At 26.1% G+C, this 19502-nt stretch carries 16 protein-coding genes; 9 read left to right on the top strand and 7 right to left on the bottom strand.

From position 1 onward, the window contains the following. Positions 1 to 1285 precede the first annotated feature (1285 nt). The 3 genes from OTK55_RS08220 to OTK55_RS08210 all read left to right on the top strand — a co-directional run bounded on the left by OTK55_RS08220 (position 1286) and on the right by OTK55_RS08210 (position 3541). The gene (locus tag OTK55_RS08220) at positions 1286 to 1705 is read left to right on the top strand and encodes a very short patch repair endonuclease (protein WP_274871845.1); all 420 of its coding nucleotides are present in this window, start codon (positions 1286 to 1288) and stop codon (positions 1703 to 1705) included. Positions 1706 to 2031: 326 nt separating this feature from the next. Then, a complete protein-coding gene (locus OTK55_RS08215; protein WP_326520472.1) occupies positions 2032 to 2238 on the top strand; it encodes a CopG family transcriptional regulator in 207 nt (68 codons plus the stop codon). Next, the gene (locus OTK55_RS08210) at positions 2231 to 3541 is read left to right on the top strand and encodes a DNA cytosine methyltransferase (RefSeq protein WP_274871843.1); all 1311 of its coding nucleotides are present in this window, start codon (positions 2231 to 2233) and stop codon (positions 3539 to 3541) included. The genes OTK55_RS08215 and OTK55_RS08210 overlap by 8 nt, the downstream gene beginning before the upstream one ends. Positions 3542 to 3567: 26 nt before the next feature. On the opposite strand, the gene OTK55_RS08205 is transcribed toward OTK55_RS08210, so the two are convergent. Continuing rightward, on the bottom strand, positions 3568 to 4125 hold the full coding sequence (locus OTK55_RS08205) for a Bsp6I family type II restriction endonuclease (protein WP_274871842.1): 558 nt from the start codon (positions 4123 to 4125) through the stop codon (positions 3568 to 3570). 393 nt (positions 4126 to 4518) lie between these two features. Between OTK55_RS08205 and OTK55_RS08200 the strand changes: the two genes are divergently transcribed. From OTK55_RS08200 to OTK55_RS08180, 5 genes are all read left to right on the top strand, one after another. Then, positions 4519 to 6381 (top strand): hypothetical protein, encoded by a 1863-nt coding sequence (locus OTK55_RS08200; protein WP_274871841.1) that lies wholly within the window; start codon positions 4519 to 4521, stop codon positions 6379 to 6381. Beyond that, complete coding sequence (locus OTK55_RS08195; RefSeq protein ID WP_274871840.1) at positions 6378 to 7247, top strand: hypothetical protein; 870 nt, start codon at positions 6378 to 6380, stop codon at positions 7245 to 7247. Before OTK55_RS08200 ends, OTK55_RS08195 begins: the two co-directional genes overlap by 4 nt. Then, positions 7237 to 7980 carry a hypothetical protein gene (locus tag OTK55_RS08190; RefSeq protein ID WP_274871839.1) on the top strand — a complete coding sequence of 248 codons (744 nt, stop codon included), beginning with the start codon at positions 7237 to 7239 and terminating at the stop codon, positions 7978 to 7980. The genes OTK55_RS08195 and OTK55_RS08190 overlap by 11 nt, the downstream gene beginning before the upstream one ends. Positions 7981 to 8671: 691 nt before the next feature. After that, positions 8672 to 9442, top strand: coding sequence for an SDR family NAD(P)-dependent oxidoreductase (locus OTK55_RS08185; protein WP_274871838.1), 771 nt, complete (start codon positions 8672 to 8674; stop codon positions 9440 to 9442). A 501-nt stretch (positions 9443 to 9943) separates the two neighbouring features. Next, complete coding sequence (locus OTK55_RS08180; protein ID WP_274871837.1) at positions 9944 to 10192, top strand: DUF5654 family protein; 249 nt, start codon at positions 9944 to 9946, stop codon at positions 10190 to 10192. A 776-nt stretch (positions 10193 to 10968) separates the two neighbouring features. Here OTK55_RS08180 and OTK55_RS08175 read toward each other — a convergent pair. The 6 genes from OTK55_RS08175 to OTK55_RS08150 all read right to left on the bottom strand — a co-directional run bounded on the left by OTK55_RS08175 (position 10969) and on the right by OTK55_RS08150 (position 17842). Then, positions 10969 to 11619 carry a transposase gene (locus tag OTK55_RS08175; RefSeq protein ID WP_274870718.1) on the bottom strand — a complete coding sequence of 217 codons (651 nt, stop codon included), beginning with the start codon at positions 11617 to 11619 and terminating at the stop codon, positions 10969 to 10971. A gap of 176 nt (positions 11620 to 11795) precedes the next feature. Further along, entirely contained in the window at positions 11796 to 12284 is a 489-nt protein-coding gene (locus OTK55_RS08170; protein WP_274870716.1) for a helix-turn-helix domain-containing protein, read from the bottom strand. Positions 12285 to 12736: 452 nt separating this feature from the next. After that, the gene (locus tag OTK55_RS08165; RefSeq protein WP_274871836.1) at positions 12737 to 13441 is read right to left on the bottom strand and encodes a hypothetical protein; all 705 of its coding nucleotides are present in this window, start codon (positions 13439 to 13441) and stop codon (positions 12737 to 12739) included. Next, complete coding sequence (locus OTK55_RS08160) at positions 13434 to 13694, bottom strand: hypothetical protein (protein ID WP_274871835.1); 261 nt, start codon at positions 13692 to 13694, stop codon at positions 13434 to 13436. The genes OTK55_RS08165 and OTK55_RS08160 overlap by 8 nt, the downstream gene beginning before the upstream one ends. A gap of 206 nt (positions 13695 to 13900) precedes the next feature. Beyond that, positions 13901 to 14077, bottom strand: coding sequence for a hypothetical protein (locus OTK55_RS08155; RefSeq protein WP_274871833.1), 177 nt, complete (start codon positions 14075 to 14077; stop codon positions 13901 to 13903). A 45-nt stretch (positions 14078 to 14122) separates the two neighbouring features. Continuing rightward, positions 14123 to 17842, bottom strand: a complete 3720-nt coding sequence (locus tag OTK55_RS08150) for a chitobiase/beta-hexosaminidase C-terminal domain-containing protein (RefSeq protein WP_274871831.1) — start codon at positions 17840 to 17842, stop codon at positions 14123 to 14125. 612 nt (positions 17843 to 18454) lie between these two features. Between OTK55_RS08150 and dusB the strand changes: the two genes are divergently transcribed. Next, positions 18455 to 19444 carry a tRNA dihydrouridine synthase DusB gene (dusB, locus tag OTK55_RS08145; protein ID WP_274871829.1) on the top strand — a complete coding sequence of 330 codons (990 nt, stop codon included), beginning with the start codon at positions 18455 to 18457 and terminating at the stop codon, positions 19442 to 19444. The last annotated feature ends 58 nt before the right edge of the window (positions 19445 to 19502 follow it).

Below are 19502 nucleotides of genomic sequence, written 5' to 3'. Positions count from 1 at the left end.
CCTGGTTGGTTATTACTTGCTAGTTTGATTCTCCCACCATCCCTTTTTTTCTTAATTCGTAAAATTCTCTTAAGTGATTATTTTTATAATAAAACAGGACGTAAACTATATTACATTAGAGAAAATGGGTCACGAGCGTGGATAGATTCAGTAAATTTAATAGTGAATACATCATATATGTGTTGTTTAGCTTGTTTGCCTACTTATGTATTCTCTATCTTTGCAGAAAATTATTTCTTCTTTCATCTAGGATTAATTTTATGTGGTCTATTTACCTATTGTGATATTATAATATTTCTTCGTATGAAGTTTTTCTATTATGAGGGAGATAAGTTTGCAAGTGAAAAAAGATATTATACAACTTATCCATTATATAGTGGGGCTTGGACATTATACACATCTATGTTTAGTACATTAATTATAGCAGCGTATTTTTCACTCCATAGGCCTGTTATTATGTATAGTTTAATTATATTATTAATAACCATACATGTTTTATTATTCCCAGATTATATGAATAAAGTGTTACCATGGGATGTTAGAACAGAAAGAGGGTTTTATATTGAAACTACTGTTATAATAAGTATAGTCTATTATATAGTTTTGTACATAACATTGTTCTACTAGATAATAATAAAATAGTTTAAAAATATTTTTTTTATTTTTATTTTTTCGGGTATTCTTTTTTAATCATGTTTTTTATTATATTTTTACATTCTTGATATAGGGTTCGTGGTGTATTTTTAGTATTTTAGTGATGTTGGATTTTTTAGGATATAATGTAAAAAGGGTGTATTTATTTTAATTATTTTTTTTAATTGTTATTCTTTTTGTATTATTGACTTTTTTTATAATTTTTTTATCGTGCCAAATTTTTACTTCGTTATAGGTAACTATAACGAACTAAAACAGAAAATCCGGAAAACAAACGAGATGTCTTGATACATACCTGAAAAGACACATGAAGCCGTATCAGCCAATATTTTTATAATACTATATTACACACCGGAATTATATAAAACTTACTCGGAAAAACATGAAAATTAAAAAAATTTTACTTCCCTTTGGTATCATATATTTTAATTATTTTTTTTCCTCTGTTAATTTCATAGATTTTTTTTAACAATTTTATTTTATTTTATTTTTTTTGAATTTATGAATTTGTAATAATATTTTCATTAAGATTATATTAGACCTCTAAAAAAAATAATGGAAAAAAATATGCATAACAAAAATTAAAAGAATAATTATCTATTATAGAATTTAAACCAGAGTTGGTAGTATTATGGACAAAGTTAGTAAAGAGACTCGCAGTTATAATATGTCACAGATTAAATGTAAAGATACAAAACCAGAAATAATTGTTCGTAGCTATTTATTTTCAAAAGGCCTTCGCTTCAGAAAGAATGATAAACGATATCCTGGAACTCCGGACATTGTACTGCCTAAATATAATACAATTGTTTTTATTAATGGTTGTTTTTGGCATTTACACGAGGGATGTAAATATGCTAAGATGCCAAAATCTAATGTTGATTATTGGAAGAAGAAATTATATAGAAACAAAGAGCGTGATGAAGCTAATATAAAACTATTGAAATCAATGGGATGGAATGTCATCACTGTATGGGAATGCCAGTTAAAAAAGGACAAAAAAGAAAAGACACTTGAAAATTTATACATTAAAATCACGTCTGAGAAATAAATTAATAGCTAATAGTTCTGATAGATATTCTGGTCAATATAACAAGTATGGGCTTCTAACAACATGGCTCCAATTCAATCAATAATTAATGGTACAATCTCTCATTAAATTTATATTTTTTTTTTCTTTTCATCTGATTTTTAAATGAATTTTTTTTTATTTTGTTCTTTTTATATCTAATATTTTTTTTATATAGTATGTGAATAGAGTTACGGATTTATTTCATTACTTTAACACTATTATACTTAAATAAAACACAGATATTACTCAATTATGAGTAATATTTATATAATATTTATTATAAACATTAATATAATAAATATATTATGACTAGTGAAATCATGACAAAAGATGTTAAAAGAATACAGGTGAACTTCACCAAGGAACAGTATGAATTACTTCAGAAACTTAAAGGAGAATTAGGTAATAGTGATTCCGAAGTTGTAAAAAATATAACAATGGCATGGCTAACAGAAAACTCTTTTATATCAACAACATTAAAACAAAAGATATTTGGAGAAGAACATGACTAGGCAAATAATTAGTTTATTTACGGGTGCAGGTGGTTTAGATTGGGGATTTCATAATAGTGGAAACTATGATTTAATAGCTTCTAATGAATTACTTGAAGCTCATCTAAAAACATATACTCAAAATAATAAATTATCTTTTATTAAATTAAATGATTATACTGATGAGAAAGAAGTGGGGATCTGTGGTGATATTCATGAACTAGACATCTCTTATGAAGCAGATGTTATTTTAGGCGGACCTCCTTGTCAAGATTTTAGTGTACTCAGAGGAAGTGAGAAAAGAGCTGGATTAAAAGTTAAACGTGGGAAATTATATGAACAATATCTAAGAATTTTGAAAAAAGCTCAACCTAAAGTATTTGTATTTGAAAATGTAGTTGGAATGACTTCTGCAAATAAAGGATTAGCTTATGAATTGATTCAACAGGATTTTATTGATGCTGGATATAAATTGGTGTTTAATGATATTATTAATTTCAGTACTCTTGGCGTACCTCAAGCAAGAAAACGATTGATAATAATTGGTGTTAAAAAGAGTTTAATAAAAAATCAAGATGTAGCGATAAATCATATTTTATCTAAATACTTGTCAAATGAGCTACTAGGAAAATATCCATTAACACCTTTAGAAATTTTTGAAGGTAAACCTTTATCAGAATTAAACGATACCTACTTGGATATTATAAAAAAATATAATGGATGTATGGATGATATAGACAACGATGAAGCTAATCGTTGGAAATCTGAATACAAATCTTTAAAACTTAATATAGTTGATGATTATTTATCAAATAACAATATATCTTTTAATAACTCTGAAGAGATTAATAAAGCAATGTTAGAACATGAAAAAATTCTTAAAATATTAGGATATTATAATAAAAAAATATCTGAACAACAATACTTAGATAATTCTAATAAATTTCCTAGAAAAAATCGTAAAGTAACTGAAAGATTACATCATATTCCACCATTCTATAACTTTAAAGCTGTTGAGAATACTCCTTGGAAAGTTAAAGGATTAATGAGTAATATTTATAGAAGATTACATCCATTAAAACCATCACCTACTATAATAGCATACGGTGGTGGTGGAACTGGTGGTTATCATTATGAATATGATAGACAAGCATTAACAAATAGAGAAAGAGCAAGAATACAGACGTTTCCTGATAATTATTTGTTTAATGGAAATACAGCGGAAGTCCGTGCACAAATAGGTGAAGCAGTACCTCCACTTGCTAGTTATTGGATAGAAAAAGTGGTGACTGATATATTGAAGTTAATAGATGATAATCTATAACTTCTTACTTTTTTTTTAAAATTTAATCATATGTCATTGATATTGTATGTTCCAATTGGTTTTATATTATTATCTTTGATTAGTTCTCTTATATGGAGACGTGGTCTTTTTCCATCTTTTTGTTGATCTACAAATGTTTCGTTTTCATTTTGTTTATTATTGTATATTAGTTCATTAGGTATTAAATAAATATCAAATGTACCGTCATATGTTTCATCTTTATAAAATTCCATATAATATAGCTCATCCCACACTGATTTTGGTCCAAAACTTGTCAATTCGTTTTTTGAACTTGCTGCTTTAATTTGTATTCTTTTATTTGTTTTGGGATTGTAACAGTCAAAAGAACTATGATTTATGTCTATATTGTTAGTCCTCCAGCAATCAAATAATTTGCAAAAAATTAATTCGCTTATTTCGGGGAAATTTAATCGTCTACAGCCTAAATAGGATAGTTTACTAGAAACGTCTCTCCATTGATTGTAAATATCAATGATAATATCTTTGTCTTTGGCTTCAACTATATCTACAGTAGATGTATATTCTTTATCTTCAATAATTAATGTTCTTTCTTCATGCAACATATGTAACTATATTTTTGAAATTATATTTAAAGATATATTTATTTTCTAGTTTTATCAAAATGTTTTATTTTAAAGTTATTTTTTACTCTTAAATTCCCTTTTACATATTTAATAATTAATATTTTTAAAAATAAAGTAATATTTACAAGTTTATTTGTGAATAATAAAGTAAAATAGATGATAAATTTTAAATATAATTAATAATAAACTAAATTATATCAAAATAAATAAAAATAAGTAATTATATTAAAATTTATTTGATATATTCAGAGATTTATATTTTATTAATGAATATAATATGATTTTTTTATGTTACTTTTTCTATTGCTTATCTTTAATGGAAGTTAAACATGGAGACGAGAATTTACAAAAAAATAATATTTGAGGTATTATATGAATAAGTGGAGTTTTTCTGAAGAAGATTATTTAGATACTCTTGAATTCAATGGCCATTTGAAAGATTTTTATAAAAATGGAATTAGTGGACTTGTAAGAGAAAACATACAGAATTCTCTAGATGCAAGTACACAAAAAGAGGATAAGCCAGTAATAGTCAGAATAAAAACTGGACAAATAAACACTAAAGATTTACCTGGAATTAATGAAGAATTTAAAGAAAGAATTAATTGTTTACACACTCCTCCAAATATCAGTGATTATACTCTTAAAACTATTAAGACTATGCAAAAAGATATCCAGCAGGAAATAGTAGACTATATATCATTTGAAGATTGTAATACAAGAGGTCTTTCAAAAGAGAGATATTCTGATTATGCTTTTACAATGGGGGGACATACTAAGGATACTGACCGTGAATTTGAGAAGCAAAGAGGCGGTTCACATGGTGTAGGTAAAATAGCATCTAATGCATCCTCCTCTCTTCATATAATGTATTTTGCTAATTGTGATCTTAAAGGTAATAAACAATTAGGGGGTACTGTACATCTTATTGAACATGAATATAAGTCAAAGTTCTATAAAAGTACGGGGTATTTTGCTAAAAAGATACCTCATGATTTTATTCCATATGAAAATACATATGACGGATTATTTATGAAAGATACTCCCGGATTAAAAATAATAATTCCTTTCCTTAGAAAAGGATATGCTAATACTAAAGAAATTATTAAAAGTATTTGTGATAGTTTTTTCTTAGCAATTATTAGAAATGAGTTAATTGTATTTGTAGATGAAATAGAAATTAATAAGAAGAATATTAAAAAATACATACTAGATTCAAAGTATTATACACAAAATCCTACAGAAATCAGAAAAGAATTCACACCATTATATTATCAAACATACCAAGATGAAAAACCACGGGAAATAATTATAAAAGATCTTGAACAGGAATATCCATTTAATCTGTATTTAAAATATGATAAAAAAATAAAAAAAGCAAGAATAGCAATAATAAGAACAATAGGTATGAAAATAGAGGATAAAACAATAACTAATCATAGCTTCAAACCCTTTAACGGTATATTACTTCCTCAAACATCAGAAGGCGATGCTAGATTAAAATCCCTTGAAAACATAGCACACACGGAAATCAATGAAGCAGAATTGGATGACTCATTACAACCATCAGGAAAAAAATTCATTAACAATATTTCTAATGTAATTAAGAAAATAATGGATAAAATAGAAGAACAGAAAAACCCTACAGAGGGAGATATAGATACAAGTAGTCATATATTCTCATATAATGTACATCTTAGTAGGCAATTAGACGAAAAAAGTAGAAAGACATTACTTAATCTAGTGAAAACTGAAGGAACAGAGAAAAAAACTACTACTCCCAGAATTCATAAAAAGAAAACACGTCAGAATAACGTAGATGGTGATAACAATAATAATACATCTAGAAAAGAATCATTAAAAGAAGATGATTCAGAAAATATAGAAATTGAGAATTTTTATGCAAATCCCACACAGGTTAAACGTCAAATTATTCGCGACCATGAACATGTTCTATTTGATTTTTCAAACATGCCCGAATTAAAAAACATTAAAAAAGTAGATTTAAGCATAAAAATTCAAATAGGAAATGGTGAAGAGGAGGATATTGACTTTAATATAGATAATAATTATTCAATAGTTACTGATGAATTATCTAAAAATAAATGTAAAATTATAAACAATAAAATTAAAGATATAACAGTTAAAAATAGAATAGCTCTATTAAATATTAATCTTAAAGAAGAATACAATCATTCAATGAAATTATTATATTACTTAGAGGTAAAACAATGATTTATGATAGTGACGCACATTTTCCTTATCCTGTATTAACACGTAAGTCTGAAAGTTATAAAGATAATGATTTTATATTTGATATTCTAGACATAAAAGATGAAATTAAAGAAGATGGAGAATATTATAACTTTTTAATAACATATAAAATTCCTTCAGAATATCTTAAGAAATTATTAAAGATAAATAAAGCATTTTTAACATGTATAATACACACAAAAGATGATGAAAACATAACTTTAAATTATCCTTCTCAAAAAGAGATATTAATTCATAAGGATAAAATAAGTTTAGTTGATAAAAGTCAATTTCAACTATTTATAGTATCTAATGATATTATTTCTTTTGAAAACAATAATGATTTAGATTTCTTTTATAATTCATACAAGAAAAACATAATTCTTCCAAGATATACGTTATTGGGATATTCTAACGTAATTCGTTTTGATGGATTTGATACGGATCCTGAACAACTATTTGAAAAAAGATTGGATAATACACAAAAAAGCAGTATTCAGTATGTATTAAGTTCTGAAAAAATAGTTATTTCAAGTAAATATAAAGAAATGTTGTTCAATGATTTAGGTGATGAAAACTTGAATAATGTTTATTATTATGCAGGACTTCAAAAAGCACTTCTACGATTTATAAACACATACTCTAAAGAAGATACAGAAGAAGTATATATACAGGAAATGGAAGTTCCTGATGATAAATTAGATGTAAAACTACATCATCTGATGAAAAAAAATGGAGTTAATTTATTAAATTTTGACAATATAGATTATGTAATTACATTAATTACTCATAACATGTTGAAAGATTACTCAAAAGCTGTAAGGGATGTGTGTACATATGAAAATTAAGTTATTAAAGAATGGATATAAAACTAATAAACAATTCTATTATGATTTTTTAGAAGATAAAATTAAGGAAAATAATGATTATTTCGGAGAAGACTATATTTACCTGGATCAAGCACCAGACTTTCCAATATATATAAAAACACAAAAGAAAAAAGAACGAGAGTCAGAATTTCTAGAAGCTTTTTACACATTATCAAAAAGTTACATGAGAGAATTACCAAAAGAAACATGGTTTAGAGAATCATTTTGGCACTCCTTGTTCTGTACGAAAAAGGTAAACTTTATAATAGAAAACTATCCTCAAATAATGGATAGTCATAATAGTTTTAAAAATATAGTAGTTAAAGCATTTAATAGAGAAAATTATGTTTATAAATATGTCTTAGGAGTTCAAGCAGTTGAAACAAAAACACAGGATATAGAAGATGAAAAAGAAAAAATAAAAGAACAAGATAGATATTATCGTCTGATTGCAAATAATGGATTTACGTATACTACTATGTTAACTTATCCTATATTAAGAAATAAGAACTTTATCATAAATATGTTAGATATAATTGATGAAGAAAATTTAGCAATGACTGAGAGGATCTATCATAATGGTAGAGAAAAAGAAATAGCTACTGCTATGTTATATGAGTTTAGACAAAATTATCCTATTAAATTATATCCCCTAATGGATAAGGATACACTTAAAACATGTGTAGTAGATTTTATTGAGGAATATTCTTAGTTCCCTGTAAAAATATTATTTTATTGAAAAGAATTACAAATAATGGATATATTCTCATTGTTAACTTTAATATGAAGGTATTATAAATTATTAGTTTTTATCATATGAGTTTCTTGAATTTATGTTTTATGTTCTGATATCATTTTTTAGCATGTTTGATATTGACTCGAGTATCCTAAGTTGATGTCGACATGTTTTCTAAATTTCCTATAATTTTGGTAGGTTTTGGTGTACTGTTATATGTTTTTTTTTTCTTTTTTTTTATTTGCATCTTTAAAAAGCTGAGATACTGGTTTTTTGTTTTTGTTTTTGTTGTTTATGCGTGGATTGTTATTATTTTTTTATTTAATTTTTGTTGATTTTTATTTTCGTGTTTTAGGGGTTGTTTTTTTTGTAGTTTTGTTTTTGGGGTTTTGTTGTTTTTTTGCTTTTATTTTTGGGTGTTTTTATTGTTTGTTGTGTTTTCATTGTTTTTGTATTATTTTTTTGGGGTTGTATTTTTTCTTTTATGTCTTTTTGGGGATATATGTGTCTTTATGTCGAATAAATTCTTAATAATTAATCATGATAAATAGTAGATAACTATATATATTAATCATTATAAATTAAAAAATAAGAGTTAAAAAACTTTAAATTATTCTATTGATGATGTATAATAGCTCATTATTAGAAATTATTGGAGGAAATCATTATGAAAAATTATTTTGATATAAAAGATAAAGTAGCCGTAGTAACAGGAGCTTCTTCAGGATTAGGTTTACAAATGGCTAAAGCATTAGCAAGTCAGGGTGTAAAATTAGCATTATTTGCTAGAAGAGAGGAAAGATTACAGGAGAACAAGAAAAATATTGAGGATGAGTTCGGTACTGAGGTAATGTATGCAGTAACAGATGTAACTAATGTACCTAACATTCAAGAATCTGTGAAAAAAGTAGTGGATCATTATGGAAGAATAGATATACTAATCAACGCAGCAGGTATGGGAAACAATAAACCAGTGATGGACCAACCAACAGAAGAATGGGATCAACACATAAAAGTAGATCTTAGTGGAGTATACTACTGTTGTAAAGAAGTAGGAAAAATAATGATTAAACAAAACTATGGTAAAATAATTAATATTGGTTCAATACACTCCAGAGTAATCTTCCCTGGTGGAGGAATAAGTGCATATTCCTCAGCAAAAGGAGCAGTAATGAACTTAACAAAAAATCTAGCAGTAGAATGGGCTAAATATAATATAACATGTAATGCAATAGGTCCAGCAGTATTTGATACAGAATTAACTCATAATACAGTGGAAATGGAAGGTTTTATGGATTTAATTAAAGCATATTGTCCAATGGGTCGTCTTGGAAAAGAAGGAGAATTAGATGGTATAGTAATTTACCTAGCAAGTGATGCATCTAGTTATTGTACTGGTCAATTAATATGTATTGATGGTGGATGGACAGCAATATAAGTCCAACTTAATCACCTTTTTTTTAAATAAATTATATATTCTATTTTTCAATATACCTGTTCTTTGTTATTTCTATTAAATATTATATGGAACGAAATGCATATTACTTCTTTTTTCATGTAAAAATCAATTTTTTTTAACATATTTTATCTTCAAAGGAATATTTCTTATTATAGTATTACTTTTTAACTTATCATTATTCTTTGTTTTTAAAATTTAAATTTGTTTTAAGTAAATTTTTGATTCTACTATTAATTTTTTATAATAAATTACTTTTAAAAGATTTAACGAGGTTTCCTATGAAATTTTGTTATAAAAAGATAGGTTTTCTACAAGCTGTTTAATTAATAATATAATAAGGTAAAATATTAAAAATAAAAAACTACTCTTTTCTGAAAATATTCTTCTAAAACATCTAACTTAATTTTAAATATTATAATAATTATAATATTATTAACAAGTATGTATAATACATGATTATTTAAGTAGGAGGTGTATTTTATGGCAGATAATATCCAAAAAGAAATGTTAAAAACTATTTCCATCCTTATGACAACAGCTTTCGCATTTGTAGCAGGTTCAGCATGGAATGAGGCTATCCAAGCATTATTAAATGAATTTTTAGAACAAGGATCAGCATTAATAGGTATGTTAATTTATGCTGTTGTTGTAACTATTATTGCTGTTATTGTAACATTATTCATTGGTAGATTAATGGGTAAAGTAGGAATTGACATTGAAGATGAATAACTTTTTCATCATTTTATTTTTTTTAAATTTAATTACTTAATTTTACAATATTTTTCATGATTTATTAAGATTTTTTTTGGATTAAACAAATTTAATAGTTATTTTTATTTAATTCTTATTACAATTTAATAAGAAAACATTACAATTATACTATAATTTTTATTTTAAGTATATGTTTTTAGAATATATTTTATTTAGAATTAAATTACATATCCAATTACAACGTGATTTATATGAATAACTAAAAAAAAGGGTAATATGAATTACACATTATATTACACTAAAAAAATATGAACATATGATCAAAATGCACCACTTTCAGTAAACAAATGAAATCAGGTAATTATATATACTTGAATTGATAAACCAAATAATAACATTTAACTTTGTTAAGCTTGATATTTTTTTATGAGGATATAAAAAGGTAAAAAAACATTATACATGGTGATAAAAAAAAGATAATTGATCTTATGATGAATTATTTTTAGAGATGATCTTTACATACCACTATGAATCTATTGAAGATTGTCTTTAAGACACTTAAATGGTTTCTCTGTCAATATAAGAGCAGAGAGTTTATATCTTTTTAGGACATATTCCGTTATTCATTTGATGTTTACTTAAAATGTTCAGAAAATTGATATAAGGGATAATTATTTATCATTTTATGAATTATCTGTAATGGAACTCTTGTAATAAAAAGAATCCAAAATAAAAAAAATACAGATAATCATACAGAAAAAAAAATATTGTTTTTACATTGAAATTATAGTATTTTACCAAATGTTTATACCTAAATATTCATTAACCCAATTTGTGTAAAATGATGTTAAATCAACTATTTTATAGAATTCACGTTCAAATATTTCTATTAATTTGTTTAAATTTTCATACATTGATTTATATATTTTAGATTTAATTTTACGCCATACATCTTCAATTGGATTTAAATCAGGGCAATATGGTTTTAAAAAGATTAAATTTATGTTCAATATTTCACAGGCTTTTTCAACAATTTTAGCATGATGTATTCTTGCGTTATCTAAAATAATATTTATTCTTTTTTCTTTTGAGTTTATTTCCATTATTTTTGGATTTGATAGGTTATTCAGTAATCTTAATCTTTTTTCATACCCTATTTTTCTTGAATTGTTGTTGTCTTCTTTCCTGCAAATCTTTTGAATTTTTTCTATGGAAATTTGTTTGGAATTGTCATTATATAGTTCATCATTGATTTTATTTATCAAATCCATTTCATTTAGTGATTTAGAGGATAGATATTTTTTTATTTTTTCATCAGATAAGTTTTCATTGTTTATTGCATCTTTGATTAATTGTTTACCTAATCTATTAGTCATGTTTTCAATACGGTAATGGCATAAGGTAATTACAAAGTGAAATGCATTGTTTTTTGTATTTACCTCCATATATGAGTTGCAATTGATTCCTTGAAATCCAGTTACATTTATTCCAAATTTTACTGGATGTTTTGTTTGTATATTTTTTTCTCCAGGAGCATATAATATTCTTGTAACATTTGGAACATTTTGACAAGATGTTTCATCTAAAAAAGCAAAATATTCTGTTTGTATGTCTGTTGTCTTTAGTTTTTTTTAAGATCTTCTTCAGGATTCTTAGGACGTGTGTTGTATTTAATGAATGGTTTTCCATAGTTTAAATTTAATTTTTGTCTTGTAATAACCCATACTTGCTTCTCACTATATGTTATACCATATTTTTCTTTAATTAAGTTTCGTACATCTTTTAAATTATATTTCTCTTCATTTCCAGTTATGATTTCATTCAATTCTTTTAATTGTTGATCAGTTAAATATGATTTTCTTCCACAATTGGAATAATTTGAAAATAAACCATCAACGCCATTTTCATTATATTGTTTGACCCAACGTTCGCCTGTTTTTCTTGAAATATTAATGTTTTTTGAGGCTTTAGCAATACTTTCACCATTTGCAACCATGTTAATTAACAAAAGACGCCTATAAACAGTGTAATATTCCTTGTACTCTTTCAGCATGTCTGAAATTTCTGAAAGTTCTAAATGTTTTTCAATTTTATTATTAAATTTTTCCATGAATATACATTTATAATCCATTAGGTATAAACTTTTAGTAAAAAACTATAATATGTAACTTCTTTTTATTTATATTCCGTCTATTAATTCTTTTTCTAGCCTGTGAATATTGATTTTTTATCGTGACCTTCTTGCTTTTTTTCTCAGTTCTGGTGGAAGATTTATGTCTATACTGAAATAAAAAAAAATAGCTGAAATTCAATACATGAACAAAAAAAAATATTCAAATCATACAAAAAAGAGAACACTAATTATAAAAAACAGATCTACATAAACACACCTAATCAACTATGCCAGAATACCCGAAAATATACCACGAACCCTACATCAAACAATCAAAAAACAGACAAAAAACCTAACTAAAAAAAAAGAATATAAAAAAAAATATTATTATCAATATTCAATAGAATAAATTACCATTTATTCTATAAATATCACATTAAAGGACAATACTACATCACTAATACATTTAATGATATTATAAATAATAATATAATAATAAATATAGCATATATAATAAATCCCGTACTTGTCTTCATATCAAAAGGCGTAACTTTGTCAATTAGATCAGGAAATACTGTAAAAACCAAAGAAATAAAACCGATAATTATCATGATAATACTATCCGTATTAGGAATAAATAAATAATAAAATACTCCAAAAATGACTAACATAACAATAATAATCATACATAACATATAATAAGCAGTGTAACAATACCCATCAGGACTAAAATGTTCTAAAATACTGATTTCACCATGCTTCACAAATCGTGGATGAACAAAAATATCCTCCCTTAAATCTATAATAAATCCAACCAGGATAATACTACAAAAAATAACAGAACTCATATAATAAAAAATATTATGAAACAAAAGATCAGGAACTACTGAAGCTACAAATACAAAAGGAGCAAATATTAATAAACCATTAAAAAGGAAATATTTTCCACGAAATGTTTCAGCTGAAGTAACCATAGAAACACCATCATAAAAAGGTTCATCCATTTTACTACTTAAATAAACATAATAAGGACGTAAAACATAATAACTCCAGATAATACTGATAAAAAAGCCTATAAATATAGAAAACACAGAAACTATAAGTTCATACACAATATCACCAAAAAATATACTACTTAAATAAGGTTTAGTCATCTTCACGTCTTTTAACATAAGTTATATAAGTGTCAGGAATAACATAAATACTCAATAAAAGACCAATTATACCCAACCACCTATGCTTATCAGAAAATAATACAGCACATATGCACATAACTATACATAATATTAATTTAGCTACAATATAAGCTTTACTCCATGTAGATTTTCTTACATTTCTTGCATAATTTTCACTAATCCTTTTCATCTCATCAGTAGACCCGTTATATGAAATAAAAGATAGTGCCATAATAATACAACCTAACCATAGAATAACATGATATTCATTATTTAAGTTAAATAAGCCAATTACAAAAAATATGAGTCCAACTAAAAACATTAATTTATATTTCAAATCAACCATTAAAATTAGCTCCTTTCATTTCTATTTTTTAACATTTAATTTATTTAAGTAATATCTTCTCTTTATTCAAGGATAAAAAGATAAAAAGAGGATTAATTTTCTTTTTTATCCTTCCTTTTATAAATTAATAAAATAATATCCATTAAAGTAAATCCAATACCTATTCCTAAGATATGTCTTTCATTTATAATTATTCCTAATATTAAAATAATAAGTCCTATTATTAATAATATTTTCAATCTTTTATAAGATATATTTTCTATTTCCATTACTTTCCCTCCTTATTAAATCTTTTATATATTCTTTTCCGAATATTATGATGGAACAATTCGTTCGGTATTATTTAAAACATAATCTATTCCCCAATCCTGAAATTTATCTTCAATAGCATCCATACAAAATCTAGGAATTTTCTCAGTATCGTTTAAATTATTTCTAGCTAATGCTTCACGAATTGATGCTGTTATTATTTCTTTATCTATTTCTTTTGTTATAGTAGTAGCGGTTATTTTTGCAAATTCTTCTGTAACGGGACCACCCACACACCCAGTAACAACTGCTGCAGAAATACTCCACGCTCCTTTAATATAATAGTAGGGATTAAAAAAATCATCTACTTCATTAACGCCTGTTGAAAAATAACATAATGCACATCCGCCAGCTATGAGTGCTATAGGTATTGCTCCAACGCCACTTGCACAAATCAAACAAATACCAGTACCAATCAATATTGAACCAGCTTGGTCCTCAGCAAAATTAAAAGTTTCCCATTGAGCATCGGATAAATTTAAATTTTTTGATCCCCAACTTAATATATTATCTAAACTAGAAATGGATTCAGAAAGTATATCTGTTGCAGTTGATTCATAATTATAACCATAACCTGGTGTTCCACTACCTCCATTTAATTCATTATCTATAAACGTATCATTATCTGTAGACTTATTGTAACGAGATGTCATTTTTAATGTTTTGATTTCATCTCTATGATTAGATATTGCCCATTCTGTTGAACCATCAGCGTATATTATAATATAATAGTCATTATTACCTTGTGTATGTATTTTCATTTGACCTGTATTATTATCATAAGTAAAATTAATAGTTTTATAATTAAAAACGTCATTTACAAAGTATGTATAAGCAGACCCACTATTGTTATCCCCTGCCATATATAAAACCAAATCTTCTAAATAGGAACATACATAACCATTTAGGAAGTTATGAATTTTGAAATTTGATTCATTATTACTATTTATAATAGTTCCATGAGATCCATCGTCTATATCTACACTTGTATGACCACTACATGTTATAGCTACACGCATTTGTGTATTGTAGAATGCTTTGGATGTTATGTTAAGTTCATGATCAATAACAGTCATCATAGCATTATGTAAAAATAAATGTGTTAATCCTGTTAAGAATGTTCCATAACATGATTTATAAACACTTTTATTATATAATGAATATTTTTGTGTCCAGTTTTTCAAGGTGTCATATGTTATTTTCTGATTTGTTAAAATATACGTTTCAACGGATTCTAATGTTCGATTATTATTTATTTTTGTTGAACTTAAATAATCATGAATATAATCTGATTTATAAAAATTATTACTTATAAAATAACAATCAATATAATCTAGGGAGGGCATGTATAATGTTCCTATTTCTTTTTTCATGCCATTATTTATAGAGGATACTTTTATGGTATTGTAGTTCACCCATTCTTTTGTTATACTTACTTGATTTACATCACCATAAGTATAGTCATATGTTTTTATGATAATGGTATTGTTAGCTATATTAATTAGAATTCCCTGTTTTGTTAGATTTCCAGAGGATGTTGTTTTGCATGTTTTAGTACTATAATCGTATAATAGATAACTTCCATTTTTTATTTTGTTTTCCATTGTTTTATTATTTAGATTTAATATTGTAGTATTATTTATTGTGAATTTTATTTTTTGATATGGTATTTTCATTGTGTATGTGTAGTTCATTCTTGTTCTTAGTCCATTTTTTAAAGTATATTCTTTTATTTTTGTCATATATGGAGTTTCTATTATTATTTTACTTGTATTATTTAATGTATACTCTTCTTTATCGTATAAACTGTTCCAATTATCAGTATCATCTTGTGCGACATTAACTAGAAAATTTAATCCATTCACTGCTATTTTCACTTTTTCTTCTTTTTTTGTGTTTATTGCTCCTTTTGTGTATAGTGGAGTTGTGTTTAATATTGTTATGGTTATTTCTTCGCTTTGATTTTTCAAAGGTTTATATGTATATATGTTTGAAGTGATATTTAATTTTGTATCTTTTGTATAATATTTGACTATTGTGTTATTTGTAATGTTGAAACACATATTTTGTATTTTTGGTGAATATTTCATTATTTTTCTCGTGCTACTGTTTTTAGGATTGGTATTATCTGTTGTATAATATGTTTCCTGGTTTTCATCCATTCTGAAATATATTCGCTGTGTTTTACTAATTTGATAATGGTAAGAATATACATTTACTGTTACTATTGGTAGTGTTATTATTTGTGGCGCCTGGTAGAATTTGTTTTCTGATTTTTTTGCTTGTTTGTCTTGGAGTATCGCGTTTATCTGTGTTTTTATTGATATGTTTAGTTGGCTGCTAGCATTATATTTATTGCTTTTGTTGGTCGGTAATGTTCCATTTCGGGTGTAGTATATTGTTCCAGGTTTGTTTGCTATTATTTTAATATTTTGGTAGTTATGGTCTACTTCTGTGTTGTTTAAGATTGTTACATAGGGTGTGGGATTTTGTAGTTTGTAGTAATAGGTTGGACTTTTCTTTCCTTTTTCTGTTATGGTGAAGTATTGTAATAATGTATTATTATGTATTGTTAAGGGTTGTGTGTATATTGTGCTTTGAGTTGTTGGTTTGGTTCCATTTATTGTGTAGTATATTGTGCTTTTCTGTGATGTTGCTATGTTTACCTTATTTTCATATCCATTTTGTTCTAACTGTGGTTTGTTTGTTATATATGGTGTTGATGGTTGATATATTCCATAGGTAAGCACTGGTGTTTTTTGTTTGTTTTTATTGATTCCATAATATTTTATTACTGTATCATTTGATATTGTCAGCGTACGGGCATATTTCGTACTGTTGTTCGTTGGCGTGGTTCCATCAGTTGTATAATAAATTGTACAGTTTTCAGAGGATTTCAGTGTCAGATTGTATTTTCCGTTACTTAATTGTTTTGTTGTAGAGTTTATTGTGAATGGTGTGGTTGTATTTATTATCAGTGCATCCTCTTCTGTCGAATAGTCATTATTGTAAAGTGCGATTACTGTCCCATAATTGGGTAACGTTCCTTTATGGTTGTATTTCCATGCTACTGCTCTTGCATAAAAGTAGATTGCATCATCATAACTGATAGTATTACTGTATAATGAGATGTCTTTAGGATTACGTTTATTAATATCGTAACATTTTATTATTTCATTTGAGAGGGTTAGATAATCTTTTTTATATATTTTCACATTGTTACAGTTTGTTCCTGTAGTACTGGATACATGTGAATAATTTGTCAGCGTTGTTGATGATGTGCTATTAAGTGATTTACATAATAAGTATAAAAAATCATTCATATTAACATTTTTACCATCAATACCAACAACAGCAGGTAATCTATGGTTATTATTAATAAAATTGGTTGTTCTATTAGCTCCACTAAGTATACCATTATAAGAATAGCTGTTTACTGTGGTTGAACGTAGTAATGTTTTATTTTTGTTAAAATTAATTTGTTTCTTTTTTATTGTTTTATTTTTAATATTATCATCTAGTTTACTGTTGTTTTTATTATTGTCTTGATATTTTGTATATTTATTGCTATGTGTAGTGTTTTGTTGTACTATTGAATGTTCATATGTATATGTTTTTTGATTGGTTTGATTTGTATAGTTATTTTCTATATTTGCTGCATTAACTACGGAAACAGAGAGTAATATTATTGTAAGTAGTATTAATATTTTGTACTTTATTTTCATAATTTGTCTATTTTCACTCCTTTATTTTTTATTAAAATAATTTATAATAATTAGTATATTTATAAACTAATTATTACTATATATATTTAATAAATTATATAAATTTTATGGGTCTGATTTCTATTTAAGTATGTATTTACCTTTTTTTTTACTAAAATAATGAATTATTTTTCAGTTTAATATAAATATCCATAAAATATCCAAGAATACATCACAAACCCTACACCAAACAATACAAAAACAGAATAAAATGTTAAATTACTTTTTCTATTTTTTTAATAACTTTATAAATCATGTTTTTCTGGTGTTTAAATTCTAAAATCGGAAAGTTTAATTTGTCCGGATTTCAGATAATTATTTGTAGAACAGATTTCTTTTATTAATATACTCATACCTATTCCTAATATTTAAATAGATATTTATTATTCTTATATCACTATTTAACTTACCACTATTCCTTGATTTTTTAAGTTAAGTGTAATATTGAATTTCATGGTAGTATATTAAAGTTTCAAGATTTTGGAATGATTTAATATTTTTTTAATGAATTTTATTATACAAATATAGATCTTATACAAAACCAAATAATAAAAAAATTCAGCGCATGATTTTATGAAATGGAAAATTAAAGATGTAAAGATAGATAACCAGGTCATATTAGCCCCAATGTCAGGAGTATGTGATTCATCTTTCAGGACTATTGTCAAATCAATGGGCTGCGGCCTTGTCTCCAGTGAAATGATATCCACCAATGCAGTCAAATATGGAAGTAAGAAAACAGATAAAATGCTCCGCATGACTGACTCTGAAAGACCTATATCAGTACAATTGTTCGGACAGGATTCCGATTCATTCAGGATAGCATCAAGATATGTATATGACAAAGTAAGGCCCGATATTATAGATATAAACATGGGCTGCCCTGTAAAGAAGGTGGCTGTACACTCCAATGCAGGTAGTTCTTTACTAAAGGACCCGGAAAGGGCATATAGTATTGTAGAAGCAGTCACAGACACTGTCAAAATTCCTGTAACAGTTAAAATCAGAAGTGGATGGGATAAAAAAAGTGTTAATGCCGTTGAGATTGCTGGAGTTGTTGAAGATGCGGGTGCATCGGGAATTACTGTTCATCCACGTACTAAAACCCAGGGATACTCCGGCAAGGCAGACTGGTCCATTATCAGAGAAGTCAAGGAACAGGCATCCGTACCGGTCATAGGTAATGGTGATATCAATTCATGTTTTGATGCCGAGAGAATGATAGATGAGACAGGCTGCGAAGCTGTGATGATCGGAAGGGGAGTGCTCGGAAATCCATGGCTGATTAAGGAATGTGTTGATTACCTTGATTATGGAATCAGACCCGGAGAAATAACTATCGAGGAGAGAATTAATCTGATAAAGAGGCATGTGGATTTGTTTCTGGAGGATAATGATGAAAAAAGGACTTTTAAAAAAATTAGAAACCCTCTCTCATATTATGTTAAGTATTTTCCCAGAAATCATGTAATCAAAGAAAAAATTTTCAGAGTCAGTACAAGGGATGAACTGTTTAATCTTCTCGATGAATATTATAAGGAGTATATAATAGATAACAGCTGAAACTCTGGATGTATTGCAGATTACAATAAGTATAGTTTATATTGCTGAACACATTATG

It is taken from the genome of Candidatus Methanosphaera massiliense (assembly GCF_028890305.1).
GTDB classification, from domain to species: Archaea; Methanobacteriota; Methanobacteria; order Methanobacteriales; family Methanobacteriaceae; genus Methanosphaera; species Methanosphaera massiliense.
Note: the sequence above shows the minus strand (reverse complement) of the source record. Positions and strands in the feature narration are given on the sequence as shown.

Bases quoted from the DNA above. Each gene is read 5' to 3' on its own strand.
- OTK55_RS08165 (WP_274871836.1), bottom strand. From the start codon at position 13,441: ATGACTAAACCTTATTTAAGTAGTATATTTTTTGGTGATATTGTGTAT.
- OTK55_RS08195 (WP_274871840.1), top strand. From the start codon at position 6,378: ATGATTTATGATAGTGACGCACATTTTCCTTATCCTGTATTAACACGT.
- OTK55_RS08200 (WP_274871841.1), top strand. From the start codon at position 4,519: ATGAATAAGTGGAGTTTTTCTGAAGAAGATTATTTAGATACTCTTGAA.
- OTK55_RS08180 (WP_274871837.1), top strand. From the start codon at position 9,944: ATGGCAGATAATATCCAAAAAGAAATGTTAAAAACTATTTCCATCCTT.
- OTK55_RS08210 (WP_274871843.1), top strand. From the start codon at position 2,231: ATGACTAGGCAAATAATTAGTTTATTTACGGGTGCAGGTGGTTTAGAT.
- OTK55_RS08155 (WP_274871833.1), bottom strand. From the start codon at position 14,077: ATGGAAATAGAAAATATATCTTATAAAAGATTGAAAATATTATTAATA.
- OTK55_RS08150 (WP_274871831.1), bottom strand. From the start codon at position 17,842: ATGAAAATAAAGTACAAAATATTAATACTACTTACAATAATATTACTC.
- OTK55_RS08170 (WP_274870716.1), bottom strand. From the start codon at position 12,284: ATGGAAAAATTTAATAATAAAATTGAAAAACATTTAGAACTTTCAGAA.
- OTK55_RS08185 (WP_274871838.1), top strand. From the start codon at position 8,672: ATGAAAAATTATTTTGATATAAAAGATAAAGTAGCCGTAGTAACAGGA.
- dusB (WP_274871829.1), top strand. From the start codon at position 18,455: ATGAAATGGAAAATTAAAGATGTAAAGATAGATAACCAGGTCATATTA.
- OTK55_RS08175 (WP_274870718.1), bottom strand. From the start codon at position 11,619: ATGGAGGTAAATACAAAAAACAATGCATTTCACTTTGTAATTACCTTA.
- OTK55_RS08220 (WP_274871845.1), top strand. From the start codon at position 1,286: ATGGACAAAGTTAGTAAAGAGACTCGCAGTTATAATATGTCACAGATT.
- OTK55_RS08190 (WP_274871839.1), top strand. From the start codon at position 7,237: ATGAAAATTAAGTTATTAAAGAATGGATATAAAACTAATAAACAATTC.
- OTK55_RS08205 (WP_274871842.1), bottom strand. From the start codon at position 4,125: ATGTTGCATGAAGAAAGAACATTAATTATTGAAGATAAAGAATATACA.
- OTK55_RS08160 (WP_274871835.1), bottom strand. From the start codon at position 13,694: ATGGCACTATCTTTTATTTCATATAACGGGTCTACTGATGAGATGAAA.
- OTK55_RS08215 (WP_326520472.1), top strand. From the start codon at position 2,032: ATGACTAGTGAAATCATGACAAAAGATGTTAAAAGAATACAGGTGAAC.